Source organism: Pseudomonas sp. NFR02, assembly GCF_900119375.1.
Classification (GTDB): domain Bacteria; phylum Pseudomonadota; class Gammaproteobacteria; order Pseudomonadales; family Pseudomonadaceae; genus Aquipseudomonas; species Aquipseudomonas paracarnis.
Genome location: NZ_FPJJ01000004.1, coordinates 43,901 through 69,207, shown reverse-complemented (window position 1 = coordinate 69,207; position 25,307 = coordinate 43,901). Strand labels below are relative to the sequence as shown.

The 25,307-nt window shown below is 60.3% G+C and carries 20 protein-coding genes; 3 read left to right on the top strand and 17 right to left on the bottom strand.

Annotation, left to right across the window (positions count from 1 at the left end; genetic code table 11):
• Positions 1-105: 105 nt before the first annotated feature.
• The 4 genes from BT199_RS13765 to BT199_RS13750 all read right to left on the bottom strand — a co-directional run bounded on the left by BT199_RS13765 (position 106) and on the right by BT199_RS13750 (position 7,751).
• Positions 106-2,295: a glycoside hydrolase gene (locus BT199_RS13765; protein WP_072434708.1), complete on the bottom strand. Its 2,190-nt coding sequence runs from the start codon at positions 2,293-2,295 to the stop codon at positions 106-108.
• Between the two features lie 244 nt (positions 2,296-2,539).
• The gene (locus BT199_RS13760; protein ID WP_019819880.1) at positions 2,540-5,605 is read right to left on the bottom strand and encodes an efflux RND transporter permease subunit; all 3,066 of its coding nucleotides are present in this window, start codon (positions 5,603-5,605) and stop codon (positions 2,540-2,542) included.
• A complete protein-coding gene (locus BT199_RS13755; RefSeq protein ID WP_072434707.1) occupies positions 5,602-6,672 on the bottom strand; it encodes an efflux RND transporter periplasmic adaptor subunit in 1,071 nt (356 codons plus the stop codon). Before BT199_RS13755 ends, BT199_RS13760 begins: the two co-directional genes overlap by 4 nt.
• Entirely contained in the window at positions 6,669-7,751 is a 1,083-nt protein-coding gene (locus tag BT199_RS13750) for an efflux RND transporter periplasmic adaptor subunit (protein WP_020302227.1), read from the bottom strand. The genes BT199_RS13755 and BT199_RS13750 overlap by 4 nt, the downstream gene beginning before the upstream one ends.
• Before the next feature lie 121 nt (positions 7,752-7,872).
• On the opposite strand from BT199_RS13750, the gene BT199_RS13745 reads away from it, so the two are divergent.
• Positions 7,873-9,033: an AAA family ATPase gene (locus BT199_RS13745; RefSeq protein WP_020302226.1), complete on the top strand. Its 1,161-nt coding sequence runs from the start codon at positions 7,873-7,875 to the stop codon at positions 9,031-9,033.
• Positions 9,034-9,132: 99 nt separating this feature from the next.
• On the opposite strand, the gene BT199_RS13740 is transcribed toward BT199_RS13745, so the two are convergent.
• The 12 genes from BT199_RS13740 to BT199_RS13685 form a co-directional block, all read right to left on the bottom strand.
• Complete coding sequence (locus tag BT199_RS13740; RefSeq protein WP_014716447.1) at positions 9,133-9,981, bottom strand: transporter substrate-binding domain-containing protein; 849 nt, start codon at positions 9,979-9,981, stop codon at positions 9,133-9,135.
• The gene (locus BT199_RS13735) at positions 9,978-10,754 is read right to left on the bottom strand and encodes an amino acid ABC transporter ATP-binding protein (RefSeq protein WP_034125472.1); all 777 of its coding nucleotides are present in this window, start codon (positions 10,752-10,754) and stop codon (positions 9,978-9,980) included. Before BT199_RS13735 ends, BT199_RS13740 begins: the two co-directional genes overlap by 4 nt.
• Positions 10,751-11,410 (bottom strand): amino acid ABC transporter permease, encoded by a 660-nt coding sequence (locus BT199_RS13730; RefSeq protein WP_072434706.1) that lies wholly within the window; start codon positions 11,408-11,410, stop codon positions 10,751-10,753. The genes BT199_RS13735 and BT199_RS13730 overlap by 4 nt, the downstream gene beginning before the upstream one ends.
• Positions 11,391-12,056 (bottom strand): amino acid ABC transporter permease, encoded by a 666-nt coding sequence (locus BT199_RS13725; protein ID WP_014716444.1) that lies wholly within the window; start codon positions 12,054-12,056, stop codon positions 11,391-11,393. The genes BT199_RS13730 and BT199_RS13725 overlap by 20 nt, the downstream gene beginning before the upstream one ends.
• Positions 12,057-12,425: 369 nt before the next feature.
• Positions 12,426-13,208: a MetQ/NlpA family ABC transporter substrate-binding protein gene (locus tag BT199_RS13720; protein ID WP_003187613.1), complete on the bottom strand. Its 783-nt coding sequence runs from the start codon at positions 13,206-13,208 to the stop codon at positions 12,426-12,428.
• Positions 13,209-13,314: 106 nt separating this feature from the next.
• The gene (locus BT199_RS13715; RefSeq protein ID WP_014716443.1) at positions 13,315-14,241 is read right to left on the bottom strand and encodes a sigma 54-interacting transcriptional regulator; all 927 of its coding nucleotides are present in this window, start codon (positions 14,239-14,241) and stop codon (positions 13,315-13,317) included.
• A 48-nt stretch (positions 14,242-14,289) separates the two neighbouring features.
• Positions 14,290-14,871 carry an alpha/beta hydrolase gene (locus tag BT199_RS13710; protein ID WP_014716442.1) on the bottom strand — a complete coding sequence of 194 codons (582 nt, stop codon included), beginning with the start codon at positions 14,869-14,871 and terminating at the stop codon, positions 14,290-14,292.
• Positions 14,872-15,090: 219 nt separating this feature from the next.
• Positions 15,091-17,988, bottom strand: coding sequence for a glycosyltransferase family 32 protein (locus tag BT199_RS13705; protein WP_139271614.1), 2,898 nt, complete (start codon positions 17,986-17,988; stop codon positions 15,091-15,093).
• Positions 17,989-18,179: 191 nt separating this feature from the next.
• Positions 18,180-18,581, bottom strand: a complete 402-nt coding sequence (locus BT199_RS13700) for an ExbD/TolR family protein (protein ID WP_014716440.1) — start codon at positions 18,579-18,581, stop codon at positions 18,180-18,182.
• Positions 18,582-19,304, bottom strand: coding sequence for a MotA/TolQ/ExbB proton channel family protein (locus tag BT199_RS13695; RefSeq protein ID WP_139271613.1), 723 nt, complete (start codon positions 19,302-19,304; stop codon positions 18,582-18,584). It lies immediately after the preceding gene.
• 25 nt (positions 19,305-19,329) lie between these two features.
• On the bottom strand, positions 19,330-20,142 hold the full coding sequence (locus BT199_RS13690; protein ID WP_014716438.1) for an energy transducer TonB: 813 nt from the start codon (positions 20,140-20,142) through the stop codon (positions 19,330-19,332).
• Between the two features lie 233 nt (positions 20,143-20,375).
• Entirely contained in the window at positions 20,376-21,227 is an 852-nt protein-coding gene (locus BT199_RS13685; RefSeq protein ID WP_005783745.1) for a LysR family transcriptional regulator, read from the bottom strand.
• A gap of 107 nt (positions 21,228-21,334) precedes the next feature.
• Between BT199_RS13685 and BT199_RS13680 the strand changes: the two genes are divergently transcribed.
• Both BT199_RS13680 and BT199_RS13675 read left to right on the top strand, forming a co-directional pair.
• A complete protein-coding gene (locus BT199_RS13680) occupies positions 21,335-21,796 on the top strand; it encodes a nucleoside deaminase (protein WP_072434703.1) in 462 nt (153 codons plus the stop codon).
• Positions 21,783-22,970, top strand: coding sequence for a CynX/NimT family MFS transporter (locus BT199_RS13675; RefSeq protein WP_014716436.1), 1,188 nt, complete (start codon positions 21,783-21,785; stop codon positions 22,968-22,970). The genes BT199_RS13680 and BT199_RS13675 overlap by 14 nt, the downstream gene beginning before the upstream one ends.
• Here the strand turns inward: BT199_RS13675 and BT199_RS13670 are convergent.
• A complete protein-coding gene (locus BT199_RS13670; RefSeq protein WP_020302219.1) occupies positions 22,941-25,256 on the bottom strand; it encodes a TonB-dependent receptor in 2,316 nt (771 codons plus the stop codon). The genes BT199_RS13675 and BT199_RS13670 overlap by 30 nt on opposite strands.
• Positions 25,257-25,307: the final 51 nt, after the last annotated feature.

The following is a 25,307-nucleotide window of genomic DNA, read 5'->3' as shown; positions in this document are numbered from 1 at the left end:
GCTGTGTTGTTCGGGCTGACGCCTTCGCGAGCAAGCCCGCTCCCACATTTTGGAATGCATTCCCCTGTGGGAGCGGGCTTGCTCGCGAAGACCTCACAGACGCCACTAATTCACCTGATACACCACCGGCTCCTCCCCCTCCACAAGCACCGTCACACTGCGCCCGGCATACCCTTGTTTATCCACCGCCGAGAAATTCGCCACCAGCCGCGTCCCGTCTGCGAAGGTGGTTTGCTGCAGCTGCTTGTCCACCGTCAGCCAGCGGAAATCCGTCATTTCCTGGGTTGCCAGGCGCTGGTGCAACGGCCGGAAAAAGCGGTCCTGGCGCTGAATAATCGGCAGCCGCGCCTTGAGCGTCGCCGCACTGAGGTGGTACAGCGGCGGCACGTTGTAGAGCAGTTGGGTCAGCTCATTGTCGCCCTGCACATTGCTCAGTTTGAGGCTGTCGAACAGCCAATGATGGGTGGTGATCACCGAGCCGTGGAACACCGCCTGATACAACGGCACGCGCATCGTCGGTTCGAAATACAGCGTGCGAAACGGCTCCTTCAACGGCACCGATTTGAAGAACACCGCCGGTTGCTCCGTGGGGTACCAGTTGCCTACGAAGTACGGCGACTGCGGGTCCTGGGTCATCTCGCGGTCACCCCAGCCGATCACCGGGGTCTGCATGCCGTGGGCAAACAGGATGCCTTGGGCAGTGATCGCGTTGCCGTCTTCGGAGCCTGTGACCAGCTTCGACACGGTGTTGATCCAGCGGGAAGCATCGATATTGCCTTCGGCGTTTTGTGCCTGAGTCATGCTGGCGTTGCTGCGATAGCTGTCGAACAACATGCTGGTGGCGTAGGCATCGAGAAACCAGGCATTGAAGCCAGCCTTGGCGTGTACTGCCTTCACCCGTGCCTCCAGCAGCGGCCGCACACAACGTGGATCCGTGTAGTGGCCGGACTTCTGGAAACCGGTTTTCAGCTTGCCGTCTTTCAACACGATCGCGCAGTCGCGGTAGGCCTTGGCGCCCAGGTGGGCAGTGGTCCAATCGGGGTTTTCCGTGGCGGACAGGGCCGTTTCGTAGGAGTCGTAAGGCGCCATCAGAAAACCGGCTTCCACCCCCGCGCGAATCGCTTCGGGATGCCAGAGGCCACCCTCCCAACCTTCGCCCAAGGTCAGCAGCAGACGCTGCAGCCCGGCGTCGCGCAGGGTTTGAATGGTGCTACTGCCCCAGGTCTGCGGGCTGTCACTCAAGGCTCCCGCAAAGTCCACGGCCAGTTCACTGCGCAGCTCACCATAACGGGCGGCAAGGCGGGTCATGTCTGGCTCTTGCACTTGCCAGGCCTGCCGGGCCTTGGTGTTGATCGCCGCGTTGAGGCCGCGCAGGAGCACGGTTTGTTCATAGCGATTCAGTGCAGCGGACTGCGCCAGCAGCTGTGCGCTCTCTTTGTCCATCAGGCTCTTGAGTTCATGGCTGCGCAGCCGTTGGATCAGTCTTGGCCAATCACGCACATCGCCCAAAGCCAGCAGGCCGTTGTCCCAGAGGTACACATGGCTGGCGCCCAGCAGTTTCTGGGCTTCGGGTGTTTGCCGCAGCTTGTCTGCCAACGGCTCATAGCGGCCCTGCTCCACCAGCCACTGGCGGTAGCGCTTGGCACCAGCCAATGGGTCGGCATCGCCTAGGTACAGCCGCAGCGTCATTGGCGCATCAGGCGCCAGCGAGGTGAATTCATGGGCCGCGCAGAGGGCCAGGCCGTTGCCGTCGGCTTGCCATTGCAGGCGGTTGTTGTAGGGGTTGGTCAACAGCCAGCTCAAGGTGAAGCCACCGTGATCCACGCCCCACAGCGGCAGGCTCAGGTCCTGGGTGGTATTGAACTCGCCCCGCTCCAGCAGAAACGTCTTCCAGATGGCATTGCCGGCAGGCACGTAATGCCCCTCGGCCAAGGGCCAGATCAACCCTCGCCCCATGGCCTCGGCAGGCTGACGCAGCAGGGCCAGCTCACCGGGCTCGCGGGCGTTGATGGTCAAGGCCAGGTCGCGCTGTTGCAGGCGGGCGGTCAGGCGATAGGCGCCGTTGTCCCATTGCCAAGTGGCTTGATCAGGCGTGTTCTGCAATTGGCTGACGGCATGCGCGGCCACACCGCTGGATGCCTGCACCGAAGCCTGGCCTGCGGGTGTCACGCGCAGCGCCAGGGTGGCGGGGTCGAGTTCGACGCGCCACAAGGCATTTTCCAGTACGGTGGCGGCGAAGGCAGACGGTGCAACGAGCAACGTGCAAAACAGCAAGGTGAAACGCAGGCACTGCATGAGGATCGACCTGGGTTTGGAATGAGGACCAGAGGGTACAACATGCAGTAGCGAGCCAGGACGACATGGGGATTTTTCAGAAACTTCACACAGTCTCAACCAGAATGAAGATCCAAATGTGGGAGCTGGCTTGCCTGCGAAAGCGACAGTTGAGTCACAGATGCAGCGACTGATACACCGCCTTCGCGGGCAAGCCCGCTCCCACAGGGGGTCTGCGCTTAACTGGCAGCCCCCTCTCTCAGTGTTAATCCTGTTGTGGCTGATGTTCGTGTTTCGGCTCGCGGATCTTGTACCAGGCCACATACAGCGCCGGCAGAAACAGCAACGTCAGCAATGTCGCAATGATGATCCCGCCAATCATCGCGTAGGCCATGGGCCCCCAGAACACTTCCCGCGCAATCGGGATCATGCCCAGGCTCGCGGCGGCGGCCGTCAGCAGAATCGGCCGACGCCGGTGTTCGGTCGCTTCCACCACCGCGTCCCACGGCGTGTAGCCGGCCTCTTCGTACTCGTGGATCTGTGTGACCAGAATCACCGAGTTGCGGATGATGATGCCGATCAGCGCCAGGATCCCCAGGATCGCCACAAAGCCCATGGGCGTGCCCGTGGGGATCAACGCCAGCACCACGCCGATCAGCCCCAGTGGCGCAACGCTGGCCACCAGGAACATCTTCTGCACGCTGTGCAACTGAATCATCAGGAACGTGGCCATCAGGAACAACATCAACGGCACCACGCTGGCAATCGGGCCTTGGGCCTTGCCACTTTCTTCCACGGTACCGCCGGTGGCGACTTTGTAGCCCACCGGCAAGCCTTCGCTGAATTTCTCGATGGTCGGCGCCAACTGCTTGACCAGGTCGGTCGGCTGCATCTCATCGCGCACCGCGGCCTTGATGGTAATCGTCGGCTTGCGGTCACGACGCCACACCAGCGGCTGCTCCAGTTCGTAACGCACCGTGGCAAAGGCCAGCAATGGAATCGAGGTGCCATTGGGCGTAACGATCTGCAGGTTCTGCAAGGTTTCCGGCGTACCGCGCTCGGCGTCCTCGGCGCGGCCGACCACGTTGATCAGGTAGATATCGTCGTGCACCTGGGTCACCGCCGCGCCGCTGACCACACTGTTCATCAACTGCGCCACGTCTTCCGACGAAAGCCCCAGTTGCCGCGCCTTGTCCTGGGCGATGTCGACGCGCAGCACTTTGCCCGGCTCGTTCCAGTCGTAGATGATCTCGCCCAGGTGGGTGTTCTGATCCAGCAAGGTCGCCAGTTCAATGGCGTGCTTGCGCACCTGATCGGTGTCTTTACCAGAGACGCGGTACTGGATCGGCCGCCCGACCGGCGGGCCCATTTCCAGCGGCTGCACGTAGCTGCCGATACCGACAAAATCATCGCGCAAGCGTTTCTGCAATCGAGCGATCAGAGCGCCACGCTCTTCCAGGCCCTTGCTCACAATCACCAGCTGCGCGTAGTAGGGGTTTTCCAACTGCTGGTCCAGCGGCAGGTAGAAACGAATCGCGCCCTGGCCGATGTAGGTGCTCCAACGGGCGATATCCGGGTCGTCCTTGATGATCGCTTCGAGGCGGTCTACCGCCTTGCGCGTCTCGTTGATCGAGGCGTTTTGCGGCAGGTTCAGGTCGACGAGAATTTCCGGACGGTCCGACGACGGGAAGAACTGGTTCTGCACAAATTGCATGGAAAATACCGAGGCCACGAACAGCGCCACGGTGATGCCAATCGCCCACCAGCGGTTGCGCATGGCCCACAGCATGCCGCCATTGAAGGCACGGCCAATGCGCCCTGGCTCGGCGTTGTGCGGTTTCACATTGGCGCTGAGGATATGCACGCCGATCACCGGCGCAAACAGCACCGCCACCACCCACGACACCAGCATCGCCACGGCAATCACCGCGAACAGGGTAAAGGTGTACTCGCCTGCCGAACTGGCGTTGAGGCCAATCGGTACGAAACCGGCCACGGTCACCAGCGTGCCGGTGAGCATCGGGAACGCCGTGGAGGTATAGGCGTAAGTCGCCGCCTGTTCCTTGGTTTCGCCTTTTTCCAGGCGCGTGATCATCATCTCCACCGTGATCATCGCGTCATCCACCAGCAGGCCGAGGGCGATGATCAACGCGCCCAGCGACACGCGCTGCATGGTGATGCCGCTGTATTCCATGAACACGAATACCAGCGCCAGCACCAACGGAATCGAGCATGCCACCACCAACCCGGCGCGCATGCCGAGGCTGATAAAGCTCACCACCAGCACGATGATCACCGCCTCGAACAATGCGCTGGTGAAGCCGCCGACCGCCTCTTCCACCACTTCGGCCTGGTCGGACACCTTGTGCACGCCGACGCCCACCGGCAGGTCGGCGGTCAGCTCGTCCATGCGCCCGTGCAGGGCCTTACCGAACGACTGGATATTGCCGCCCTTCTGCATGGCGATGGCCAAGCCAATCGCCGGTTTGCCGTTGAAGCGAAACATCGGCCGCGCCGGGTCCACATAACCACGGCTGATGTCGGCAATATCCGCCAGCCGGTAGAAACGGTCATTGAGGCGCAGGTTGACGTTGGCCAGGTCTTTCTCCGAGGCGAACTGCCCGGAGGTGCGCACGGAGATGCGTTCCGGCCCGGCCTCGATCACCCCGGCGGGGGTCACGGCGTTTTGCGATTGCAGGCTTTGCACGACCTGGCGCTGATCAATCCCCAGGGCCGCGAGTTTGCGCGTGGAGAAATTCAGGTAAATCACTTCGTCCTGCTGGCCGATCATCTCGACCTTGCCCAGCCCTGGCACCGAGCGGATTTCGGCGCGCACCTGTTCCACGTAGTCACGCAACTGGCGCATCGACAGGCCATCGCCGGTAAAGGCATACACCGAGCCGAACACGTCACCGAACTCATCGTTGAACGATGGCCCCTGCAAGCCCTGGGGGAAGGTCCCACGAATGTCATCGATCTTTTTGCGGACCTGGTACCAGATCTCCGGGATGGCCTTGGCACTGGTGGTGTCCTTGAGGAACACGAACACCGTGGACTCGCCGGGCCGGGTGTAGCTTTTCACATAGTCGAGAGAGTCGAGTTCCTCGAGTTTTTTCTCGATACGGTCGGTGACCTGCTTGAGGGTTTCTTCCTGGGTCGCGCCCGGCCAGCGGGTCTGGATCACCATGGTCTTGATGGTGAACGACGGGTCTTCTTCACGGCCCAGGTTCATGTACGAGAACACGCCCATCAGCAGTGCGACGAACATCAGGTACCAGACGAAGGACTGATGCTTGAGGGCCCAGTCGGATAAGTTGAAGCTCCCTTTCATCGCGGGCTGTCCTCGTCGATTTTGACTTTTTGCCCAGGTTTCAGGCTGTTCACGCCGGCGGTGACAATGCGCTCGCCGGGTTTGACGCTGCCATTGAGCAAGGCGCTGCGGGCATCACGGCTGATAACCGTGACCTCGCGGGGTTGCACGGTCTGGCTCTGGGTGTCGAGCAGCCAGATACGGGTCTTGCCGTCCACTTCCTGCAAGGCGCTCAGGGGCAGTTCGATACGCGGGGCGATGGCGGTGCTCAACGTCACGCTGATTGCCGTGCCCAGGCGGAACGCGGGCGGGGTTTCGGCCAGGCTCAGGCGTGCGCGACGGGTGCGCGTGGCGCTTTGGGCCTGAGGCTCGATCTCACGCACCACGGCGGTGGTGTGCACGCTGGGGTCCAGTTGCCCGGCGACCAGGAACACCACATCGGCAGGCAAGCGTTCAGCCAGGCCGGCGGGCAGGTCGATCACCGCTTCCTTGATGTCCGGACGGGCCAGGGTCACCACCTGCTGGCCGGCGCTGACCACTTGGCCGGCCTCAGCGTTCCAGGCAGTGACGATGCCGGCATGGTCGGTGCGCAGTTCGGCGTAGTTGAGTTGGTCCTTGGCCTGGTTGACCGAGGCACGGGCCTGGTCAAGGGTCGCCTGGGTGGTTTTCAGGTCGGTCTGGGCCACATCCAGCTGAGCCTGGGCGCCGACGCCACGGTTGAACAGTTCCTGTTGCCGCCGAGCGTTGGCCTGGGCGTTGATGAACTGCGCCTGTACGCGCGCCAGGTCGCCCTGGGCAGCGCGTAATTGGTTCTGCTGGTCGGTGGGGTCAAGCACGGCGAGCAAGGCGCCCTTCTCCACCTCGGCGCCGACATCCACGGCGCGACGGGCGATGCGGCCGGGCACACGGAAACCCAGGTTGCTTTCATATCTGGCCTGGATGGTGCCGGCGAAACGACCGAGGTTTTCCTGGTCTTCGGCCCTCACTTCCATGGACAGCACCGGGCGTATGGGTTCGGGCGGTGCCTCTTCCTTGGAGCAGGCCATCAGCAACAGGCTGGCGGCGACAATGAGCGTCAATTGCTTCATGGCTGCGCTCCGGGTTGGGCGATCTCGACGACCATGCCGGGGTGCAGCAATTGCCCACCGGCTATCACGACTTTTTCACCGCCTTTGAGACCCTCGCCGATGATCACTTTGCCGGTGAGGTAGCGCGCCACGGTGACCTTGTGCAACTGCGCCTTGCCTTCGCCGTCCACCAGCCACACGGCTGGCTCGTTGAGGTCTTTGGTCAGCGCTGACCAAGGCAGCTCGATGCTCGCCTTGGCCGGGCCATTGGCGGTGGCGCTGACCACCGACCCCAGTTCCATGCCCTTGGGCAGGCTTTGCAGGGCGATCTTCACTTGCACGGTGCCGGTATTGGCGGCCACGGCGGGCGTGACTTCGCGGACTTTGCCCACGGCCTTGATGCTCGGGTTGTCCAGCAGGCTCACCGTAATCGGCGCGTCGGGGGGCGGCTCCACCAGCAGGGACTCATACACGTTGAACACGGCGTCACGCTCGCCATCGCGGGCGAGGCTGAAGATCGGCACGGTGGCTTGTACCACTTGGCCGACTTCGGCCTGGCGCGCCGTGATGATCCCAGGGGCATCGGCGATCAACGCGGTGTAGCCCAACTGTTCGCGTGCATTGGCCAACTGCGCCTGGGCAGCGGCCAGGGCACTTTGGCTGCTGCGCAGCGCGGCCTGGGCGGCGTCGTATTCGCTGCGGCTGGTATAGCCTTTGGGCAAGAGTTTTTCCTGGCGCACGAAGGCGGCGGCGGTCTGCTTGACCCGCGCCTGCTCGGCCACAACCTGGGCCTGGGCCGAATCGACGTTGGTTTGCAGGTCCTTGGGGTCGAGCTTGGCCAAGACTTGCCTGGCCGTGACGCGGTCGCCTACGTCGACCATGCGCTGGATGATCTTGCCACCTACGCGAAAGGACAGATCGGTTTGCACGCGCGCCTGGATATCGCCGGTCAGCGTGACCGCCGCGGCAAAATCCGCTGACTGCACGGTTTGCACGAACACCCGCGAATGCTGCTTGGGCTCGGCTTTGTCCTGGCCACAGCCGCTGAGCAGCGCCAGGAGGCCAAGGCTGAAAATAAATGTCGAGGTGCGACCGCCCATGCAGGCTCCTTTTGCGTGATGCCGACGTTCAAGTGTGTATGCGACTGTGAGCTTAGATCAGGGTTCCTTATCTGCATGGAGGATCCCATACTCCAATGGTTCCCATGCTGACTAATTACACATGCTTAAAACCCTCGCGGTGGCCAATTACCGCTCGATCAACAAATTGGTGGTGCCCCTGGACCGGCTGAACCTGGTGACCGGGCCCAATGGCAGCGGCAAATCCAACCTGTATCGCGCCCTGCGCCTATTGGCCGAAACCGCCCAGGGCGGGGTGATCAATGCGCTGGCCCGCGAAGGCGGGCTGGATTCGACCTTCTGGGCCGGGCCGGAAACCATCAGCCGGCGCATGCGCAATGGCGAAGTACCGGTCGAATCTACTGTGCGCCAGGGCGTCAAACGCCTGCGCCTGGGGTTTGCCGCAGAGGATTTCAGCTACGCGATCTCTTTGGGCTTACCCGAAAAAACCCTCTCGGCCTTCAAACTGGACCCCGAAGTAAAAAAGGAGTGCATCTGGGCCGGCCACGTCTACCGTCCGGCCAGCCTGCTGGTGCAGCGCTCAGGGCCGATGGTGCGTGCCCGCGAAGGCCGTGCGTGGGATGTGCTGGCGCATCACACACCGAACTACCACAGCCTGTTCGATCAGGTCGGCAGCCTGCGTGGCTCGCCGGAAGTGCTGCTGTTGCGTGAAAGCATTCGTGGCTGGCGCTTTTACGATCACTTTCGCAGCGACGTGGACGCGCCAGTGCGCCAGCCACAGTTGGGCACGCGCACGCCGGTGTTGCACCACGACGGCCGCGATCTGGCGGCCGCGTTGCAGACCATCCGCGAGATTGGCGATCCCGAGGCGCTGCAACGCGCCGTGAGCGATGCATTCCCGGGCGCGCGTCTGCACATTGAACCGTTGCAGGGCGGACGCTTTGCCATCGAGTTCTATCAGGAAGGCTTGCTGCGACCGTTGTCGGCGGCGGAGCTGTCGGACGGCACCCTGCGCTACCTGCTGCTGATCGCCGCGCTGCTGACCCCTCGGCCACCGACCATGATGGTGCTGAACGAGCCGGAGACCAGCTTGCATCCGGACCTGTTGCCGGCACTGGCCCGCTTGATTATCCAGGCGTCGAAGCAGTGCCAGGTATGGGTGGTGAGCCATGCCAGCCGCTTGATTGCGGCGTTGCAGCAGGATGAGGGGTGTAACTCGATTGTGTTGGAGAAGGTGTTGGGGGAAACACGGATTGTGGGGCAAGGGATGCTGGATGCGCCGGCCTGGCACTGGCCGGAGTAGGCGGTGACTGCACTGGCCTCATCGGGGGCAAGCCCCCTCCCACATTTTGATGTGTGAATACATTCAAAGGTGGGAGCTGGCTTGCCTGCGATAGCTATTTCAGCCCTGCCACTTACCGCCCTCAACAATCACACTCTCAGGCTTGGTGTCATCGCTCAGCTCTTTACGCACATATTGGTCATAAAGCTTGAGCAGGAATTTCTCCTCCCCCAACTTCGCCAGCTCAGCGTTCACCCAGTCACGCAGCTCGATATTGCCCTTCTTCACCGCCGGGGCAATGGGTGCTTCATCCCCCAGTTTCTCTTCCAGTACGCGGTAGCCAGGGTTCTGCTTGGCCCAACTGAACAGCACCAGGTTGTCTTGCGCATAGGCATCCCCACGGCCAGCCGACAGCGCCTGCAGCGACTCGGAGTTCTTCTCGAATTTGAGCAGCTTCCAGTCCGGGTGGTTCTTGGTCAGCCAGATATCCGCCGTGGTGCCGGTGGTGACGATGGTCGTGCGGGTTGCCAGGTCATCCAGGCTTTTGACGGCGCTGTCATTCGGCACCAGAGCCTGCACCGCCACCTTCAGGTTGGGGTTGGTGAAGTCCACCGCGTCCTTGCGTTCAGGCGTCACGGTCATGTTGGCGAGAATCAGGTCGACCTTGTCGCTTTGCAGGAAGGGAATGCGGCTGGCCGGTTCCACGGCGACAAACTCCACCTTGTTTTCATCGCCCAGCAGGTCCTTGGCGAATTGCCGGCCGATGTCGGTATCGAAGCCGACATAACGACCCGCTTCGTCCACAAAGCCGAATGGCGGTTTATCGGTAAACACGCCGACAATCAGCTTGTCCCGCGCTTTGATTTTGTCGATGTAGCTCACAGCCGCGGGTTTTACCGGCTCTTCGGCCTTTTTATCGCAGCCGGCCAGCAAGGCGACGGCAAACAGTGGCAGCAGTAACTTTTTCATATCAGCTCCAGTTCCTTGATCTTTTTGGGCAGTGTTGAAACAAAGGAGAACTTCTCCAGGAACTGCTGCGCGCGTGCGGTCTGCGGGTTCGTAAAGAATGCCTCGGGGGTGTTGTGTTCGAGGATGCGACCGGCCTCCATGAACACCACGCGGTCGGCGACCGCGCGGGCGAAGGCCATTTCGTGGGTGACGATCAGCAGGGTCATGCCATCGCGGGCCAAGTCCTGGATCACTTCCAGCACTTCCTTGACCATCTCCGGGTCGAGGGCCGCGGTGACTTCGTCAAACAGCATGACCTGAGGGTTCATGCACAACGAGCGGACGATGGCGATGCGTTGTTGCTGGCCACCGGAAAGCTGGCGTGGGAAGGCGTCGCGCTTGTCGGCAAGGCCCACGCGCTCCAGCAATTTTTCCGCCTGCTCACGGGCTTCACGCGGGTCGCGCTTTTGCACTTTCAGCGGGCCGAGCAGGATGTTGTCGAGCACGCTCATGTGCGGGAACAGGTGGTAGCTCTGGAACACCATGCCAATGTCCTGGCGTACCTGGCGCCAGTCGGTGGTTTTATCCAGCAGCTCTTTGCCGGCAAAGCGCAGGCTGCCGCTGTGCGCGACTTCCAGCCCATTGAGGCAGCGCAACAAGGTGCTTTTGCCACAGCCGCTGGGGCCTAAGATCACCACCACTTCGCCGCGCTGCACGCTCAGGTCGATGCCCTTGAGCACCTGCGCCTCGCCGAAGAATTTGTTGAAACCCTGAAACTCGATCAATGCGCTCATGCTTGGGCCCAGCGCCGTTCCAGCACCTTGGAGGCGGCCGACAACGGGTAGCAGATAAAGAAGAAAAACAGGAACAGCGCGCCGTAGATCAATACCGACTCATAGGTGCGCTCGATGATTTGCTGGCCGACCTTGATCACATCCACCACGCCGATCAGCACCGCCAGGGAGCTGGTCTTGATGATGCGCGTGTACACGTTGATGGTCGGCGGCGTCATGCGCTTGAGGGCCTGGGGCAGCAGTACGTAGCCGTACAACTGTGGGTCGGACAGGCCAATCGACAAGCCTGCTTCGCGTTGGCCACGGGGCAGCGAATGCAGCGCGCCACGCACCACTTCGCCCACCTCGCTGGCGCCCCACAACGACAGCACCAGCACCGCGCACCAGAAACTCGGGATGCTCAGGCCGAAGAAGATCGGCACGCCAAAAAACAGCAGGTACAACCACACCAGCACCGGAATGGCGCGGAACAGTTCCAGGTAGACCCGCAACACGCCGTTGATCGCCTTGTTATTCAAAGTGCGCAGCACGCCGTAGAGCACGCCGCCAACCGTACTGAAGCCGATGCTCAAAAACGAAATTGACAGGGTTTGCGCAGCGCCCTTGCCCAGTTGCGGCAACGACATCCAGAGCAACTCAAGACCCGAACTGGCCATGCTGGAGCCTCCTTTCCAGGCGGCTGAGCAACAGCGACAACGGCAAGAACAACAGCACGCAAATCAGCGTCAGCACGGCGAGCATTTCGTAGGTTTTATAGTAGAGGGCGATATAGCTCTTGGTGGTATAGAGAATCTCCGGCACCGCCACCGCCGACACCACGGTGGTTTCCTTGAGTAGAAAAATGAAGTTGGCGAACAGCGCCGGCAGGCTGAGGATGCCGGCCTGGGGCAGGATCACATGGCGCAACAGTTGCCAGTCGGACAGGCCAATGGACTTGCCCGACTCGATTTGCGCTTGCGGCACCGCTTCCACGCCGGCGCGCAGCACCTCGGTGAGGTAGGCGCCGCCCAGAAAGGTCATGGTGATGATCGCCGCCCAGAACCCGGAAATATTGAAACCCAGGGCCGGCAGCGCGAAGTAGACGAAGAACAGTTGGATCAACAGCGGCGTGTTACGCGCCAGCTCCACATAGAGCGCCACCAGGCGCGACAGGTAAGGCGTACGAAACACCAGCAGCGCAGCGTTGATCAGCGCCACCAGCAAGGACGTGGCAATGGCGATCAGGCCGACTTGCAGCGTCACACCCACGGCCTTGAGAAACGCCGGCAGGGTGCTGAGGATAAAAGCGAAATCGAAGGTCATGTGCAGTCCATATCGCCGCATGGGTAATGCCGCGAGCGCAGTCCGTGCCGACGTGGATAACGTCAGCTAGCGCGAACTTTAAAGGTATAAAAATCAAAGTTTAAATACCGAAATAGCATATTGATATCACCCAAAAACCTAACCTCTGTGGGAGCTGTCGATCGTTCCCACGCTCTGCGTGGGAATGCAGCCCAGGACGCTCTGCGTCCGCTCTAAAGTCGTGACGCAGAGCGTCACAGGAGACGTTCCCACGCGGAGCGTGGGAACGAGCAAGCCAGCTCCCACAGTTTTGACTGTATTTCAGATAAAAAAACGCCGACGCTGTAGGAGCCGTCGGCGTTGAAACCTTGAAGGGGGTTTTGGCTTACATCAGAACGCTGGCACCACCGCGCCGTTGTACTTCTTCTCGATGAAAGCTTTGACTTCCGGGCTGGTCAGGGCCTTGGCCAACTTCTGGATAGCATCGCTGTCCTTGTTGTCCGGGCGCGCCACCAGGAAATTCACGTACGGCGACTTGGCGTCTTCGATGATCAGCGCGTCCTTGGCCGGGTTCAGGCCAGCTTCCAGGGCGTAGTTGGTGTTGATCAGGTCGAGGTCAACCTGGTCCAGCACCCGTGGCAGCAGGGCCGATTCCAGCTCTTTGAACTTCAGGTTCTTCGGGTTGCTGGCGATGTCTTTCGGCGTGGCCAGGGCGTTTGTCGGGTCTTTGAGGGTGATCACACCAGCCTTTTGCAGCAACAACAAAGCGCGGCCGCTGTTGGAGCCTTCGTTCGGGATAGCCACGGTGGCCCCGTCTTTCAGATCTTCGATTTTCTTGATCTTTTTCGAGTAGCCGCCGAAGGGTTCAACGTGCACGCCCACCACGGTAATCAGGTTGGTGCCCTTGCCCTTGTTGAAGTTTTCCAGGTACGGCAGGGTCTGGAAATAGTTGGCGTCCAGGCGTTTCTCAGCGACCTGCACGTTCGGCTGTACGTAGTCGGTAAAGACTTTGATCTGCAGGTCCACACCTTCCTTGGCCAGGGTCGGCTTGATCAGCTCGAGGATTTCGGCGTGCGGGATCGGCGTAGCGGCCACCACCAGTTTCTCGTTGGCCTGGGCAAAGCCAGCAGTCAGGGCAGCCGCCAGAGCGGTAAACAACAGAACCTTTTTCATGCAATGTCCTTCTAACGACCGTTTTTATGTGAGGTGCCAGCGAAGTGCTATCGCGGCGTGGAAGGGACAATACCTAGATTTTTTATTCCCGAACAATATCTTTTATTCACGTTGATATTCCATTTTGTTCATACAGGAATTTACGCACCGATTCCGTCTCGGCCGGGCTGGCGCTGGCCAAAATTCGTCGTACTTGCTCCAGCGGTGAGCCTGCCGTCGGTAGGTTCAAATGCTCGGGCAAGATTTCATCGCCGCTGCTCACCAGCAAGGCAAAGTGAATGACGTTTTCCAATTCTCGCGTATTGCCCGGCCACGTGTGGTGTTCCAGCACCTGCTGGGCGGCGTCGCTGATCAGTGGCACCGGAAGGTCCAGGCGCTGGCTGTAGATGCCGAGGAAATATTCGGCCAGAGACAAGATATCCCCCACCCGCTCGCGCAACGCCGGCAGGTCCAACCGGCCCTCACTCAAATAATGGAACAGACGCTCATGAAACTTGCCCACGGCCACGGCCTGGGCCAGGTCGATGCTGGTCGCGGCCACCAGGCGCACATCCACCGGGCTGGGCTGGTGGGCACCGACGCGGGTGACTTCGTGGTTTTCCAGGGCCGCGAGCAATTTCACCTGGATCGGCAGCGGCAAGTCACCAATTTCATCCAGGTACAAGGTGCCGCCATTGGCCGAGCCAAACCAGCCCGCGCGGCTGCTCGCCGCGCCACTGTGACTGCCGGCGGCATAGCCAAACAACTCGGCATCCGCATAGGTGGGGCTGATGGCGCCACAGTTGACCGAGACAAACAGGCCTGTACGGTCACTGCCACGGTGGATGTGCCGCGCCAGCAACTCTTTACCGCTGCCGGTTTCTCCTCGAATCAATACGGGTAAGGCGCGCGGCGCAAGGCTTTCCAACTCTTCACGCAGTTGGCGTGAGCGTGGGTCGACGAACACCAGCGCCTTGGCGCGGATGCTCAACGGGCTTTTTTCAGCATCTGGAAAGGTCAGCAGCGGCTGGCCGAAGGTTTCATGCAGACTCATGGCAGGCTCCCGCCCCAATCCACACAGGGACGGGGCGTTGAAAAAATATTAGGCGCTGCGCCGAGCATGGTGCTCGAGGCGATGTTGCAGGCGATAGAGGTAAGCAAACCCTTGCTCCCAGCGGCGGTGGCCGGACTTCACATTGATATGCCCGGCGCCCGCCAAGATGCCGGCTTCGGCGCCCCACTGACGCGCCAGTTCCAGAGCCCTGGGGGCGCTCACGGCACTGTCGTTGTCGGAGCTGACCACCTGGCTGGGAAATGGCAGCAGGTCAGTTGGAATAGGTGCGAAATTGCGCAGTGCAGGGGCACACGCAGGGCGCTCGACATCCGCCGGTGCCACCAGCAACGCGCCGCGTACCTGCCGCAAGAAGTGCACGGGGGCAGTGGCGGCCCAGTGGGCCACGGTGATGCAACCCAAGCTATGAGCGATCAGGATGACCGGCGTGCTGTCGGCAGCGATGGCCTCGGCCAGTGCGGCGACCCAATCCTCGCGACGCGGTGTCAGCCAATCGGCCTGTTCCACGCGGGCGCTGTTGGGCAGGCTGTTCTGCCAATGGGTTTGCCAATGATCTTCTGGCGATCCTTGCCAGCCCGGCACGATCAGATAACGAATCGACTCGCTGTGCATGGGTGTGCCCTCCTGCAGCGTTTAACGTTGCTGACCAGTATAGGGGCGACCCAACAATCAAATAAGGAATAAAAAGGAATTTATTAATAACCAAATTGCATTTTCGACATCAGGTCACGTTATCCTCATCCGAGGCGATCGCCGTCACTGAAGCCAGTCGCTGAGGCGGATAAACCCGCTCCTCAGCGACTGCAATCGACACCAGGTTTGTTTTACCAATCAGCGAGAATGATGCATAGACTGCTCTGAGCCAATGGAGACCCCGAACTTATGATTCATCGGCATGTAATAATCTCGCGCGCTCATATAGTTGGCACCATAGTCCTTGGGAAGTAAAAGACAAGCGTTCAACAGTTCTGTCACCTCTTCAACTACCGCGAAAAACCCATACTCCTTTTGTGCCAATACATCCCCAAACATTTTCGGCCCGGTGATTTCAAAAATTTTCTTCTCGTATTCTTTATAAGCGTGCTGTTCGGCGGCTGTCGAACTGTCACTCAGGAAAGCACGATTACTTTTCAACCACTCCTCATTGGCCTTATAGCGCTCATAGGCCTCTTCCAGGATCTCATCCAGCAAAGGATTATCGGCATGACTGGCGAAATTACTGGTATTGAAACCACTGAAGTCTGCTGGTTCATAAGTCACTGGCGAATTCATCAGGATATCGTTCGGTGTGGCTTTCAACGTGACGTTTCCCACATTGAAAGTCAGTGTATCGTCCGCATCCAGATATATTCCACCGTACTTCTTAAGCAATGCAACGCGCATCACATCCGATGAGGCCGCTAGATTTTGCCCTTGGCCGGCACGAAAGTACTGATACATTTCCCCATACTTGCCAGCCTTCAGCTCCCTGAAAGCCTCATCTGCCTGCAAATCATGCACTTCCAGACCGCCTACTTTGTGATCCAATGCAGACTTTATCTTTTGAAAAACACTCGCATTATTGGCATCTACATGAACGATCGACTTATAGCCCGGACTTTTCCTGGAGTTCTCAACAATATTGTTGAGCAAGTTCTCTGGCATCTCATTGCCAGCCCAAAAATAGTGGATAACCTTGGGCACCTCAGTGGCGCCGGAGGGTAACGATGGCAGTCTCGGTAACTTCAATGTCTTATTTATCATTGAAGCCGGTGCATTTTTATTCCCTTCGATCGCTTCAGCTTTTGTACCACTCATCCAGTTTTCTTGGCCTTTACGCCAATAAAACACGTCATTCACTCGACCGTTTTCGCTGACCCCACGCCATAGGCGGGCCTCTACGTCATACGTCACTTTAGTGCCGTATTGATCGACGAAAATTATGTAGTCTTTCGAGACCATTTGATGGACATCGTCCATGGGGACTGTGAACGCCTCATGGAGTTTCGGGGGCGAAACAGGGCTCATCGGATAACCAATCTGCCCATTGATTCGCCGTGGCGGATTGAAGAATGGGCGCCCTTGTTCAGTCACTTGAGTAGAGGCCTGGGCTGCAGCATCCGCTCCGGCTGCGACGCCCCCGCTGGCAAACCTTTCTGTTATCACTTTCGCCAGCGGCGCCCCCGCATGAGTGGCTAACGGCGGAGCAGCGTTCAATACCCCAAAAACAATTCGGTCCGCACCGGTCGATTTTCCTTTGATGGCATCATCAATACCAATACCGGCCTCGGCGCCCCCGGCTGCCAGGAAGAAAACATCCAGGCCTATTGCGACTTCCGGCATGACCAGGGCCAGGGGCGTCATGAACATGGCGACTTTGGTGGCCTCTTCCACCCCTTGCAGCACTTTGTTCTTGGTGTAGTCCCCATCACTGACGATCGCATTATCCGCGTCCGAATAAGATCGGGCCTTTTGTCGAACCTTGACTGCTTCGAAAGGGTCGCCCTGCAGCTGATCCACTGTGATAAACCGATCCGGCACCCAGCCGTTGAGCCCTTTAAGGAAAGCATTACCCGACGCCTGCGCGTCCGACCAATTTCCCATCCCTTCCAGAGACTGACGTACACCGTCTGAAAACGACTTGTCAGCTTGATCCTTGAGAGAAAAGTGCGTCAGCAGCGATTCGCGCTTAACGGGGTCTGACGCCTGCCCCGCCAGCCATGTTTTCATTTGCTGCGGATTATCGAACCGATGAATAGGTGAGGAATTGCCAGGGATGTATAGCAACGTCAGCTGGGTTTTCCGATCGGTCACACACATCAAGTCGGTCGACTGCAAGCCGTTGATGCTCAGCAAGCCGATCTCCAGATTCGGATCCTTGACGGCAGGCTTGGTAAAATCCTGAACCGTCAGCTCGGACCAATCCTTTTGCGCAACCGCCCCCAACGCACGCTGAGCGAGTGCCGCCTCAACCGGTCCAAGTGTTCCTTCCAGACGCTGTAGATTGATCGCTTTAACAAAGGATATTTTACTCAACGATGCATACGAGGCGCTGTGTTTGTCCCAGAATCCATCAAGCGTATTCTTGTAAAGTTGGGTGCGGTCTGTATCCCAGACCAAGGCTTTGAAATCTTCAACCGGAATGGGCACCTCAGTGGCCGCACTGTAGAGCGCAGAGCCCGGAGAACTCGGTTCCCGGTAAATAGCTTGGCGACTGCCTGCTTCCTGCACCCAGCCGTCAATTTTGTTGTAAACATACACTGCCGGCGAAAAATACTTGGCGATTTTTCGAAACCAGCCCTCATTATCTTCAATCGTAACATCTTGCCTGTTTTTCAAAGCCGCCTGGGTCAGCGTTATTTTTTCCACAACATCCTTTTCGTCATCGCCATTATCCTTAAACGTCACCAGATACGTTTTATCAGGATCAACTTCAATGCCCCACTGTTTTTTTATCTTCGCGGACAAAATAGTGGCAATCTCTTTTTCGGGAGACATAAAATCAGACGCATGCGCACTGATATAAGCATCTATTACAGGATTTGGCTTCAATACCTTGGGCTCGGCATTGGGTGCGTTAATGTGCTGATAACCGGCGCGATTCAAAGATAAACTTTGCCCTAACGGATGCCGTGGGCCAGGCCTATCGGACGGCCCAGAAAAAGCGACAGGTTTTTTTTCATCGGGCTGAGAAACCGGTTGTTGCGGGCTGACGAATGTATCTACCAAACGAATCGGAAAACGTACCATTCTATAAATTCTCCATTTATCGAAACTTTCCATGCGCCAGCCAGAATAATCATACGGTCATGAATTGCACGCTCAGAAACATTTAAAAACGTGTGAATTCTTTTCCTTTACTAACGCTATACCCTTCCAATAAAAAAAGGGCCGCACCCTGCCAAGGAAACGGCCCAAAAACGTGTCGCGGCTCTTTAAAACTAACGTGCAGTAATCACCGACAATTTGGTAATGCCTGCGCGCTCGATCGACGCCATGGCTCGTGCCACTTCGCCGTAGTTCACCCCATCGTCGGCCTGCAATTGCACCCGCACGTCGGGGTCCTTGGCCTTGGCCGCCTGCAGGTTGAATTCCAACAGGTCCGGCTGGATTGCGTCCTTGTTGATAAACAGTTTGCCCGCGCCGTCGATGCTCACCACCAACGGGTCTTTCTGCTCAACCGGCGCTACGGCCTGGGTTTTGGGCAGGTTGATCGGGATGGAGTTGGTCAATAGCGGCGCGGTGACGATAAACACCACCAGCAGCACCAGCATCACATCCACCAGCGGCGTGACATTGATCTCGCTCAGCACCTCATCGCTGTCTTGCGTGGAGAAGGCCATTCAGGATGCCTCCTTCACTTTCTGCGGGCTGCCGGCGTTGGCCTTGGCCAACGTCGGGTGCAGCAGCACGCGGAACGCGTTTTTCTGCGCCAGGCTGTAGAAGTCGTGGGCAAAGTCATCCAGGTCTGCCGCCGTCAGCTTCAGGCGACGCAGGAAGTAGTTGTAAACCAGCACCGCAGGCACCGCGACGGCGATCCCCACGCCGGTCGCCACCAATGCCGCGCCGATGGGCCCCGCCACGGTTTCCAGGCTGGCGGACCCGGCAGCACTGATCCCCTTGAGCGCTTCCATGATCCCCCACACGGTGCCAAACAGGCCGATAAACGGCGAGGTGCTGCCGATACTGGCGACCACAGCCAGGCCGGTTTCCAGGGAGCGACGCTCACGCACGATTTGCTGGCGCAGGGCGCGTTCGAGGCGGTCCTGGTGATTGATCGCCTGGCTCAAATCCGCAGCGTGGGTGGTATCGCCCACCTGGATCGCGGCATAGCCGGCCTGGGCTACACGGGCGGCGGCGCCAGGCTGGGTTTCGGCGAGCTCGGCGGCCGAGTCGAGGCTCGATGCCGCCCAGAACTGTTTGTGAAACTTGCGATCCTGGGCCTTGAGGCGACCGAACTGCACGCCCTTGAGCAAGGCTAGGCCCCAAGTGGCGATCGAAAAGGCCACCAGCAGCCAGATCACCGCGCTTTCGATGGATTCAAGTGGAGATGCCAATGCCATGATGTTTTCCCTCTGCGCCGCTGAATAATTAATGAATCTTGAAATCGATGGGCACGCTCACCCAGCCGTTCTGGGCCACATCGCCCTGCTTGGCAGGCACGAAACTCCAGCGCTTCACCGCCGCCAATGCCGCGTCATCCAACTGCTGGCGACCACTGCTTTTTTGCACCTGGATCTCACCCGGTTTACCACTGGCCAGCACCTGCACCCGCAGCAACACCGTACCTTCCCAACCGCGACGCTGAGCCAGTGACGGGTATTCCGGCGCCGGGTTCTTCAGGTACGCGGCGTTGGCCGAAGCAGGCGTCACCGGCGCTGGCGCCGCGGGTGCGGGCGGTGCAGGTGGCGCTGGCGTCGGTGGTGCAGGTGGCTGCTCGACGGCCTTGGGGGCCGGCTTAGGCTCAGGTTTAGGCACGGGCTTGGGTTTGGGTTTCGCAATGGGTTTGGGCGGCGCCGGCTTGGCCGCCAACTCATCCACCACCGGCGGCGGTGGTTCGACCACAGGCGGAGGCGGTGGTGGCGGTACAGGCGGTGGCGGTTCAACCACCGGCGGCGCCGGCTGGGAAAATTCGATGGTCATCGGTGGAATTTCCGGCGGCACAATCGGCAGCACCGGCGTGGGTTTCTGGCTCACCCAATAGATCACTGCACCGTGCAGCGCCAACACCAGCAACCCGAGCAAAACCCCCTCGCGGCGGCTGGAAAAACGCTTCGGGGTCTTCTGCAGGCGCAATTGCCCCAACGGCGCGTGATGCGGCCGGCCAAGGTCGACCAACTCACCACTCGGTGCCGGGCGCCACTGCGCCTCGGGTGCACTGGCGGCGGTCTGGACATTGCCCATTGATTCACTCCCTACGGTTTTGAAAAACCGACGGGCCAGCGAAGGCCCGTCGTGGGCTGAATCATCGGGGCCAGACACTTATCTCTTAAAGTAATCTTTAAAGTTATACATAGAACAAAAACACATAAACAAAACAGCCGATCACGCCAAAGCCACGTGGCCCGTGGCCTGGCTTCAAGCCGTTGTCTTTCAATGCCTTAAAGGCATACAAAATATTCGGCAAAGGTATGGGCTCAGTGCGGGTTTCCACTGCACAAGGCCAGCAATTCACCCAGCAAACTCTGGCCCGCTGCGCCCAGACCACTGCGGCCATACAGGGCCAATCGCACGCCATGAACAGGCGGCAAGCCACTCTCTGGGCCGAGTATGCGATGGCCCGGTTGCAATACCCGTTCGGGCAATAAACTGATGCCCAAGCCTGCCGCCACCGCCGAACAAACGCTGGCCAGGCTGGCGCTGGAATAGCCGATGCGCCAACGCCAGCCGGCCCGTTCCAGATGGTGCAGCATGTCGTTGCGATACAGGCCGCCTACGGGGAAAGCCACCAGCGGCAGCGGGTCGCGGCCCAGGGCCGGAGTGCTCAGGCTGTCGACCCAGTACAAGGGCTCCGGCCACGACGCCACACAGTCGTCGCTGTCGCCCATCTGCTTGACCAGCAACACATCGAACTCACCGCCCCGGTACTGGCGCTGCAATTCAGGGCCCAGCCCGCTGGTGACTTCCAGTCGCACCCGTGGATAAGCCACGACAAATGCCGAAAGCAGCGGCATCAGGCGCTCGGCGGCAAAGTCCTCCGGCACGCCGAGGCGCAACACGCCGTCGCTTTGCTGGTTGATCAGCACATCGGCGGCTTCTTCGTGCAGCGCGAGGATGCGGCGCGCATACGCGAGCAGGCGCTCACCCTCGGCGGTGGCCACCACCCGGCGCTGGTCGCGGTCGAGTAACTGACACGCCACTGCGTCTTCCAGGCGGCGGATTTGTTGGCTGACGGTGGACTGGGTCAAGTGCAGTCGCTCGGCGGCGCGGGTGAAATTGCCGCAGTCCACCACGGCGACAAAGCTGCGCAACAACACGGGATCGAACAACGTCATCACCATTGTGTTTGCCACTGATTGGCATGTTTATATTTAATTTCAGAATACCTTGCTGACTGCCCATACTTCACACCTTTCATCGCATCCGGGGGCCATGTATGACCAACGATCAAGCACACCTGCAACGCGCTATTGCCTTGGCCCGTGCCAACGTCACCCAAGGCGGCCGCCCCTTCGGCGCGGTGCTGACGCGCAACAATGAGGTGCTGGTGGAAGCCGTGAATGAGATCCACCTGACCCAGGACCCCACCGCCCACGCTGAGCTGCTGGCGATCCGCGCAGCGAGCCGACAACTGGGTGCGCGCCTGGAGGGGTGCGTGATCTATGCCAGCGGACAGCCTTGCCCAATGTGCTTGAGCGCCCTGTACCTGTGCGGTGTAGAACGCGTAGTGTTTGCCGCCAGCAACGAAACAGCCGAGCCATTCGGCCTGTCGACGGCAGCCATCAGCCAGCAGGTTGGCTTGCCCATCGACGCGCAACGCCTGCCCATTCAGCACCTGCCCGATGCCGCAATGACTGCGCTGTATCACCAGTGGAAAACCCTGCATGACCCTGAATAAATCCCTCGCCGGCTGGGGCCTGCTGGTGGTGCTCGGCCTGAACCTGCGCCCCATCCTCAGTTCCATCAGCCCGCTGCTCGGCGAGATTCGCCAGGCCACCGGCCTGAGCTTTCAGAGCAGCGCCCTGCTCACCAGCCTGCCGGTGATCTGCATGGGGTTGGTGGCACTGGTGGGCGTGCGCGTGGAGGCGCGCTTGGGCGAGCGTCGCGGCATCGCCCTGGGCTTGTTGATGATTTTGCTGGCGTGCCTGGCGCGCTGGCTGATGGGCCAGGCTTCGGCACTGCTGGTTACCGCGCTGCTCGGCGGTGCGGGCGTGGCGCTGATCCAGGCGCTGGTGCCGGCGATGATCAAGCGCGAATTCCGTCACCGCGTGCCGGTGGCGATGGGCGTGTATTCGGCCTCGCTGATGGCCGGTGGCGGCCTGGCGGCGCTGCTCAGTCCGGTGGTGGCCACGCATTTCCAGCAATGGCAAGCAGGCCTGGGTGTGTGGCTCTTGCCGGCGCTGGGGGCGTTGTTGCTGTGGGCCTGGCTGCCGCTGGGCGCGGCGCGAAACCCACAACAGGCGCCTGCGTTCAAAGGGTTGCGTAACCGCCGCGCCTGGCTGCTGGCGCTGTATTTCGGCCTGGTCAACTGCGGCTACATGAGCATGGTCGCGTGGCTGCCCGCCTACTATCAGCAACTCGGTTGGGGCGTGCTGCCCAGCGGGTCATTGCTGGCGTTCATGACGATTTTTCAGGTGACGGCCGCTCTGTTGATGCCAGTGCTGGCGCAACGCGGTATCGACCGCCGCCCATTGCTCAGCATCAGCCTGCTGGCGCAAACCATCGGCTACCTGGGCCTGATCATTGCGCCGCAGGAATATCCCCACCTGTGGGTGGCCTTGTGCGGCTTCGGGTTAGGGGCGTGCTTTGCCCTGAGCCTGCTGCTGACCCTCGACCACCATCGCGACCCACGCCAAGCGGGGCAACTGGCTGCGTTCGTGCAAGGCGTAGGCTTTTTGATCAATGCGATTTCGCCGTGGCTGACCGGCTGGCTGCGCGAGCTTACCGGCAACTTTGTCAGTGCCTGGGTGGTGCTGACGGTGACGGTGGTGGCGATGCTGCTGGTGACGCGGGTGTTCAGCCCGGCCACCTATCGCACCGACCTAGAAGTCGTAGCGCCCAGTCACGCCTAGGGTGCGCGGCGTGCCCAACAGGCCCTCGTAACCGCCGTTACCACCGGTCCACAGGGTGGTGTAGTAGGTTTTGTCGAAGGCGTTTTTCAGCCACAGCGACACATCCCACTGCCCTTGGTCATAGTCGCCGCGCAAACCGGTAGACAGGTTGACCACCGCATACGCCGGGATCTGCCCGTAGTCGGAATCTTCCACCGTGCCCACCGCCTTGGAACGGAACGCGTAACTGGCGGTGACATAGGGTTCGAAGCCGTTCGCCAGGTTCCACTTGTACTCGCCGTTGGCGTTGGCGATCCACTTGGAGGCGCCCACTACCTGATGACCGCTCAGGTCGCAGGACGCCGGCGCACCGGGACGCAGGCTGGTTTCCGGCGGGCACGGCGCGTCCTTGTAAGACAGGTACGTCACGTCATTGAAGGAGCCGTTGATGTTCAGGGTCAGGCCCTTGATCGGCACCAAGGTGCTTTCCACCTCCACGCCTCGCGAGCGTACCGAGCCGGCGTTGGTCAGGTACTGCACGCGGTTGTCCTGGTCGTAGGCGTTGGTCTGGTAGCCGTTGACCTGGGTCCAGAACAGGTTGGCATTGAGCTGCAGGCGGCGGTCCCACAACGTGCTCTTGAAGCCTAGCTCGGCGTTGTTGGCGCGCTCGGTGCCGATCAGCAACGAGTCGGCTCCGGCCGTCGGCGCAGACCCCACCGCCAGGTTCACACCGCCGGACTTCTCGCCATGGGACAGCGTCGCGTAGCCCAGCAGGTTTTCATTGAAGTGATAACTGAGGTTGAGCAGCCCCGACGGCGTGGCGCTGTATTGCGACAGGTCGCCCGAGTCATAGGCCCCGGTGCGCCCACGCCGCGCCGTGGCGGCAGCCCCGCTGACCGCCGCGCCACCGACTGGCGCATTGCGCGTGACCCAGGCGCTTTTCTCTTCGTAGGTGCCACGCAGGCCGGCGGTGAAATCCAGGCGTTCGGTCAGGTGCCAGGTGCCTTGGGCGAACAGCGCGAAGCTGTCGGTGCGGATATGCCCGTTGCCCACACTGCTCACGTTGCTCAACGCACCGGCAGGTGTGCCGTTCCAGATATCGGCCTTGGGCCCGTAGTAGGCAAAGGATTTGTTATCCAGGTCGGAGCCGAAGTAGTAAGCGCCGAGCACGTAATCGAAGAAACCACCGCTGGGCGACGCCAGGCGAAATTCCTGAGACCACTGCTTATCTTCCACCGAAACCCCGGCGTTATACGACGCCGGTACGTTGAGGCCATCATCGTTGCGCGGGGTGAAATTCCACCAGCGATAAGCACTCACCGAGGTCAGGGTGAAGTCGCTGGGCAGCGTCCAATTGGCTTCCAGCGACGTACCGCCCTGGAACACCGTGACGTGCTGGTCGTTGTCGAGGTTGACCTTGCGATGGGTGCCGTCCACCAAAGTTGCGCCCGCCGCGTTGGCCCGGGATTGATACAGGTTGGTGCCATTGATGGTCGGGCCGGTGCTGTACAGCACGCGGGTGCCGGCGCTGGAATCCTCTTCGTTGTAGTCACCGATCCAGCGCAGGTTGAACGCTTCGTTGGGCTTGTACAGCAGTTGCCCGCGAAAGCCTTGGCGCGAACCGCCGTTAAGATCATGGCCGTCGTACTCGTTCTTGATATCGCCGTCGCTGCGCGTGCGATAGGCCGAGAAACGCCCTGCCAAGTCCTCGGTGAGCGGGCCGGAAATCGTGCCCTTGGTCTGGAAATAACCGTCCTCGCCCAGGGAAGTTTCGATGCTGCGCTCGGGAGTAAAACTCGGCGCGCGCGTACTGATATTGATCACGCCAGCGGTGGTGTTCTTGCCGAACAACGTGCCCTGGGGGCCGCGCAAAACCTCAAGCTGCTCAATGTCCATCAGGTCGAACACCGCCATGCCCGGGCGCCCGAGGTAGACGTTGTCGATATACAGCCCCACGCTGCCTTCCAGGCCATCGCTGGCCGGGTTGTTGCCCAGGCCGCGGATCGACACGCTGGACTGGCGCGCATGCATATAGGCGACGTTGACGCTGGGCACCAGTTGCTGCAAATCCTGGATGCGGTACACCCGCTGGGTTTCCAGGGCCTGGCCGCCGAGCACGCTCATGGGCGTCGGCACGGCCTGGGCACTTTCGGTACGCCGCCGGGCAGTGACCGTGACAGTTTCCAGTTGGCCACTGGCGCTTTCGCCCTTGCCGGCAGGCGCGGGTGTTTCAGCGGCCTGGGCCGGCGACCAACTGCTGCTACCGGCCACTAGAACAGCCAGGGGCAAGGACTTGAACAGACTCATAAGCGGCTCCAAAACCCCGGAATACTCGTCGCCTCATATTCCTAAAGGTTA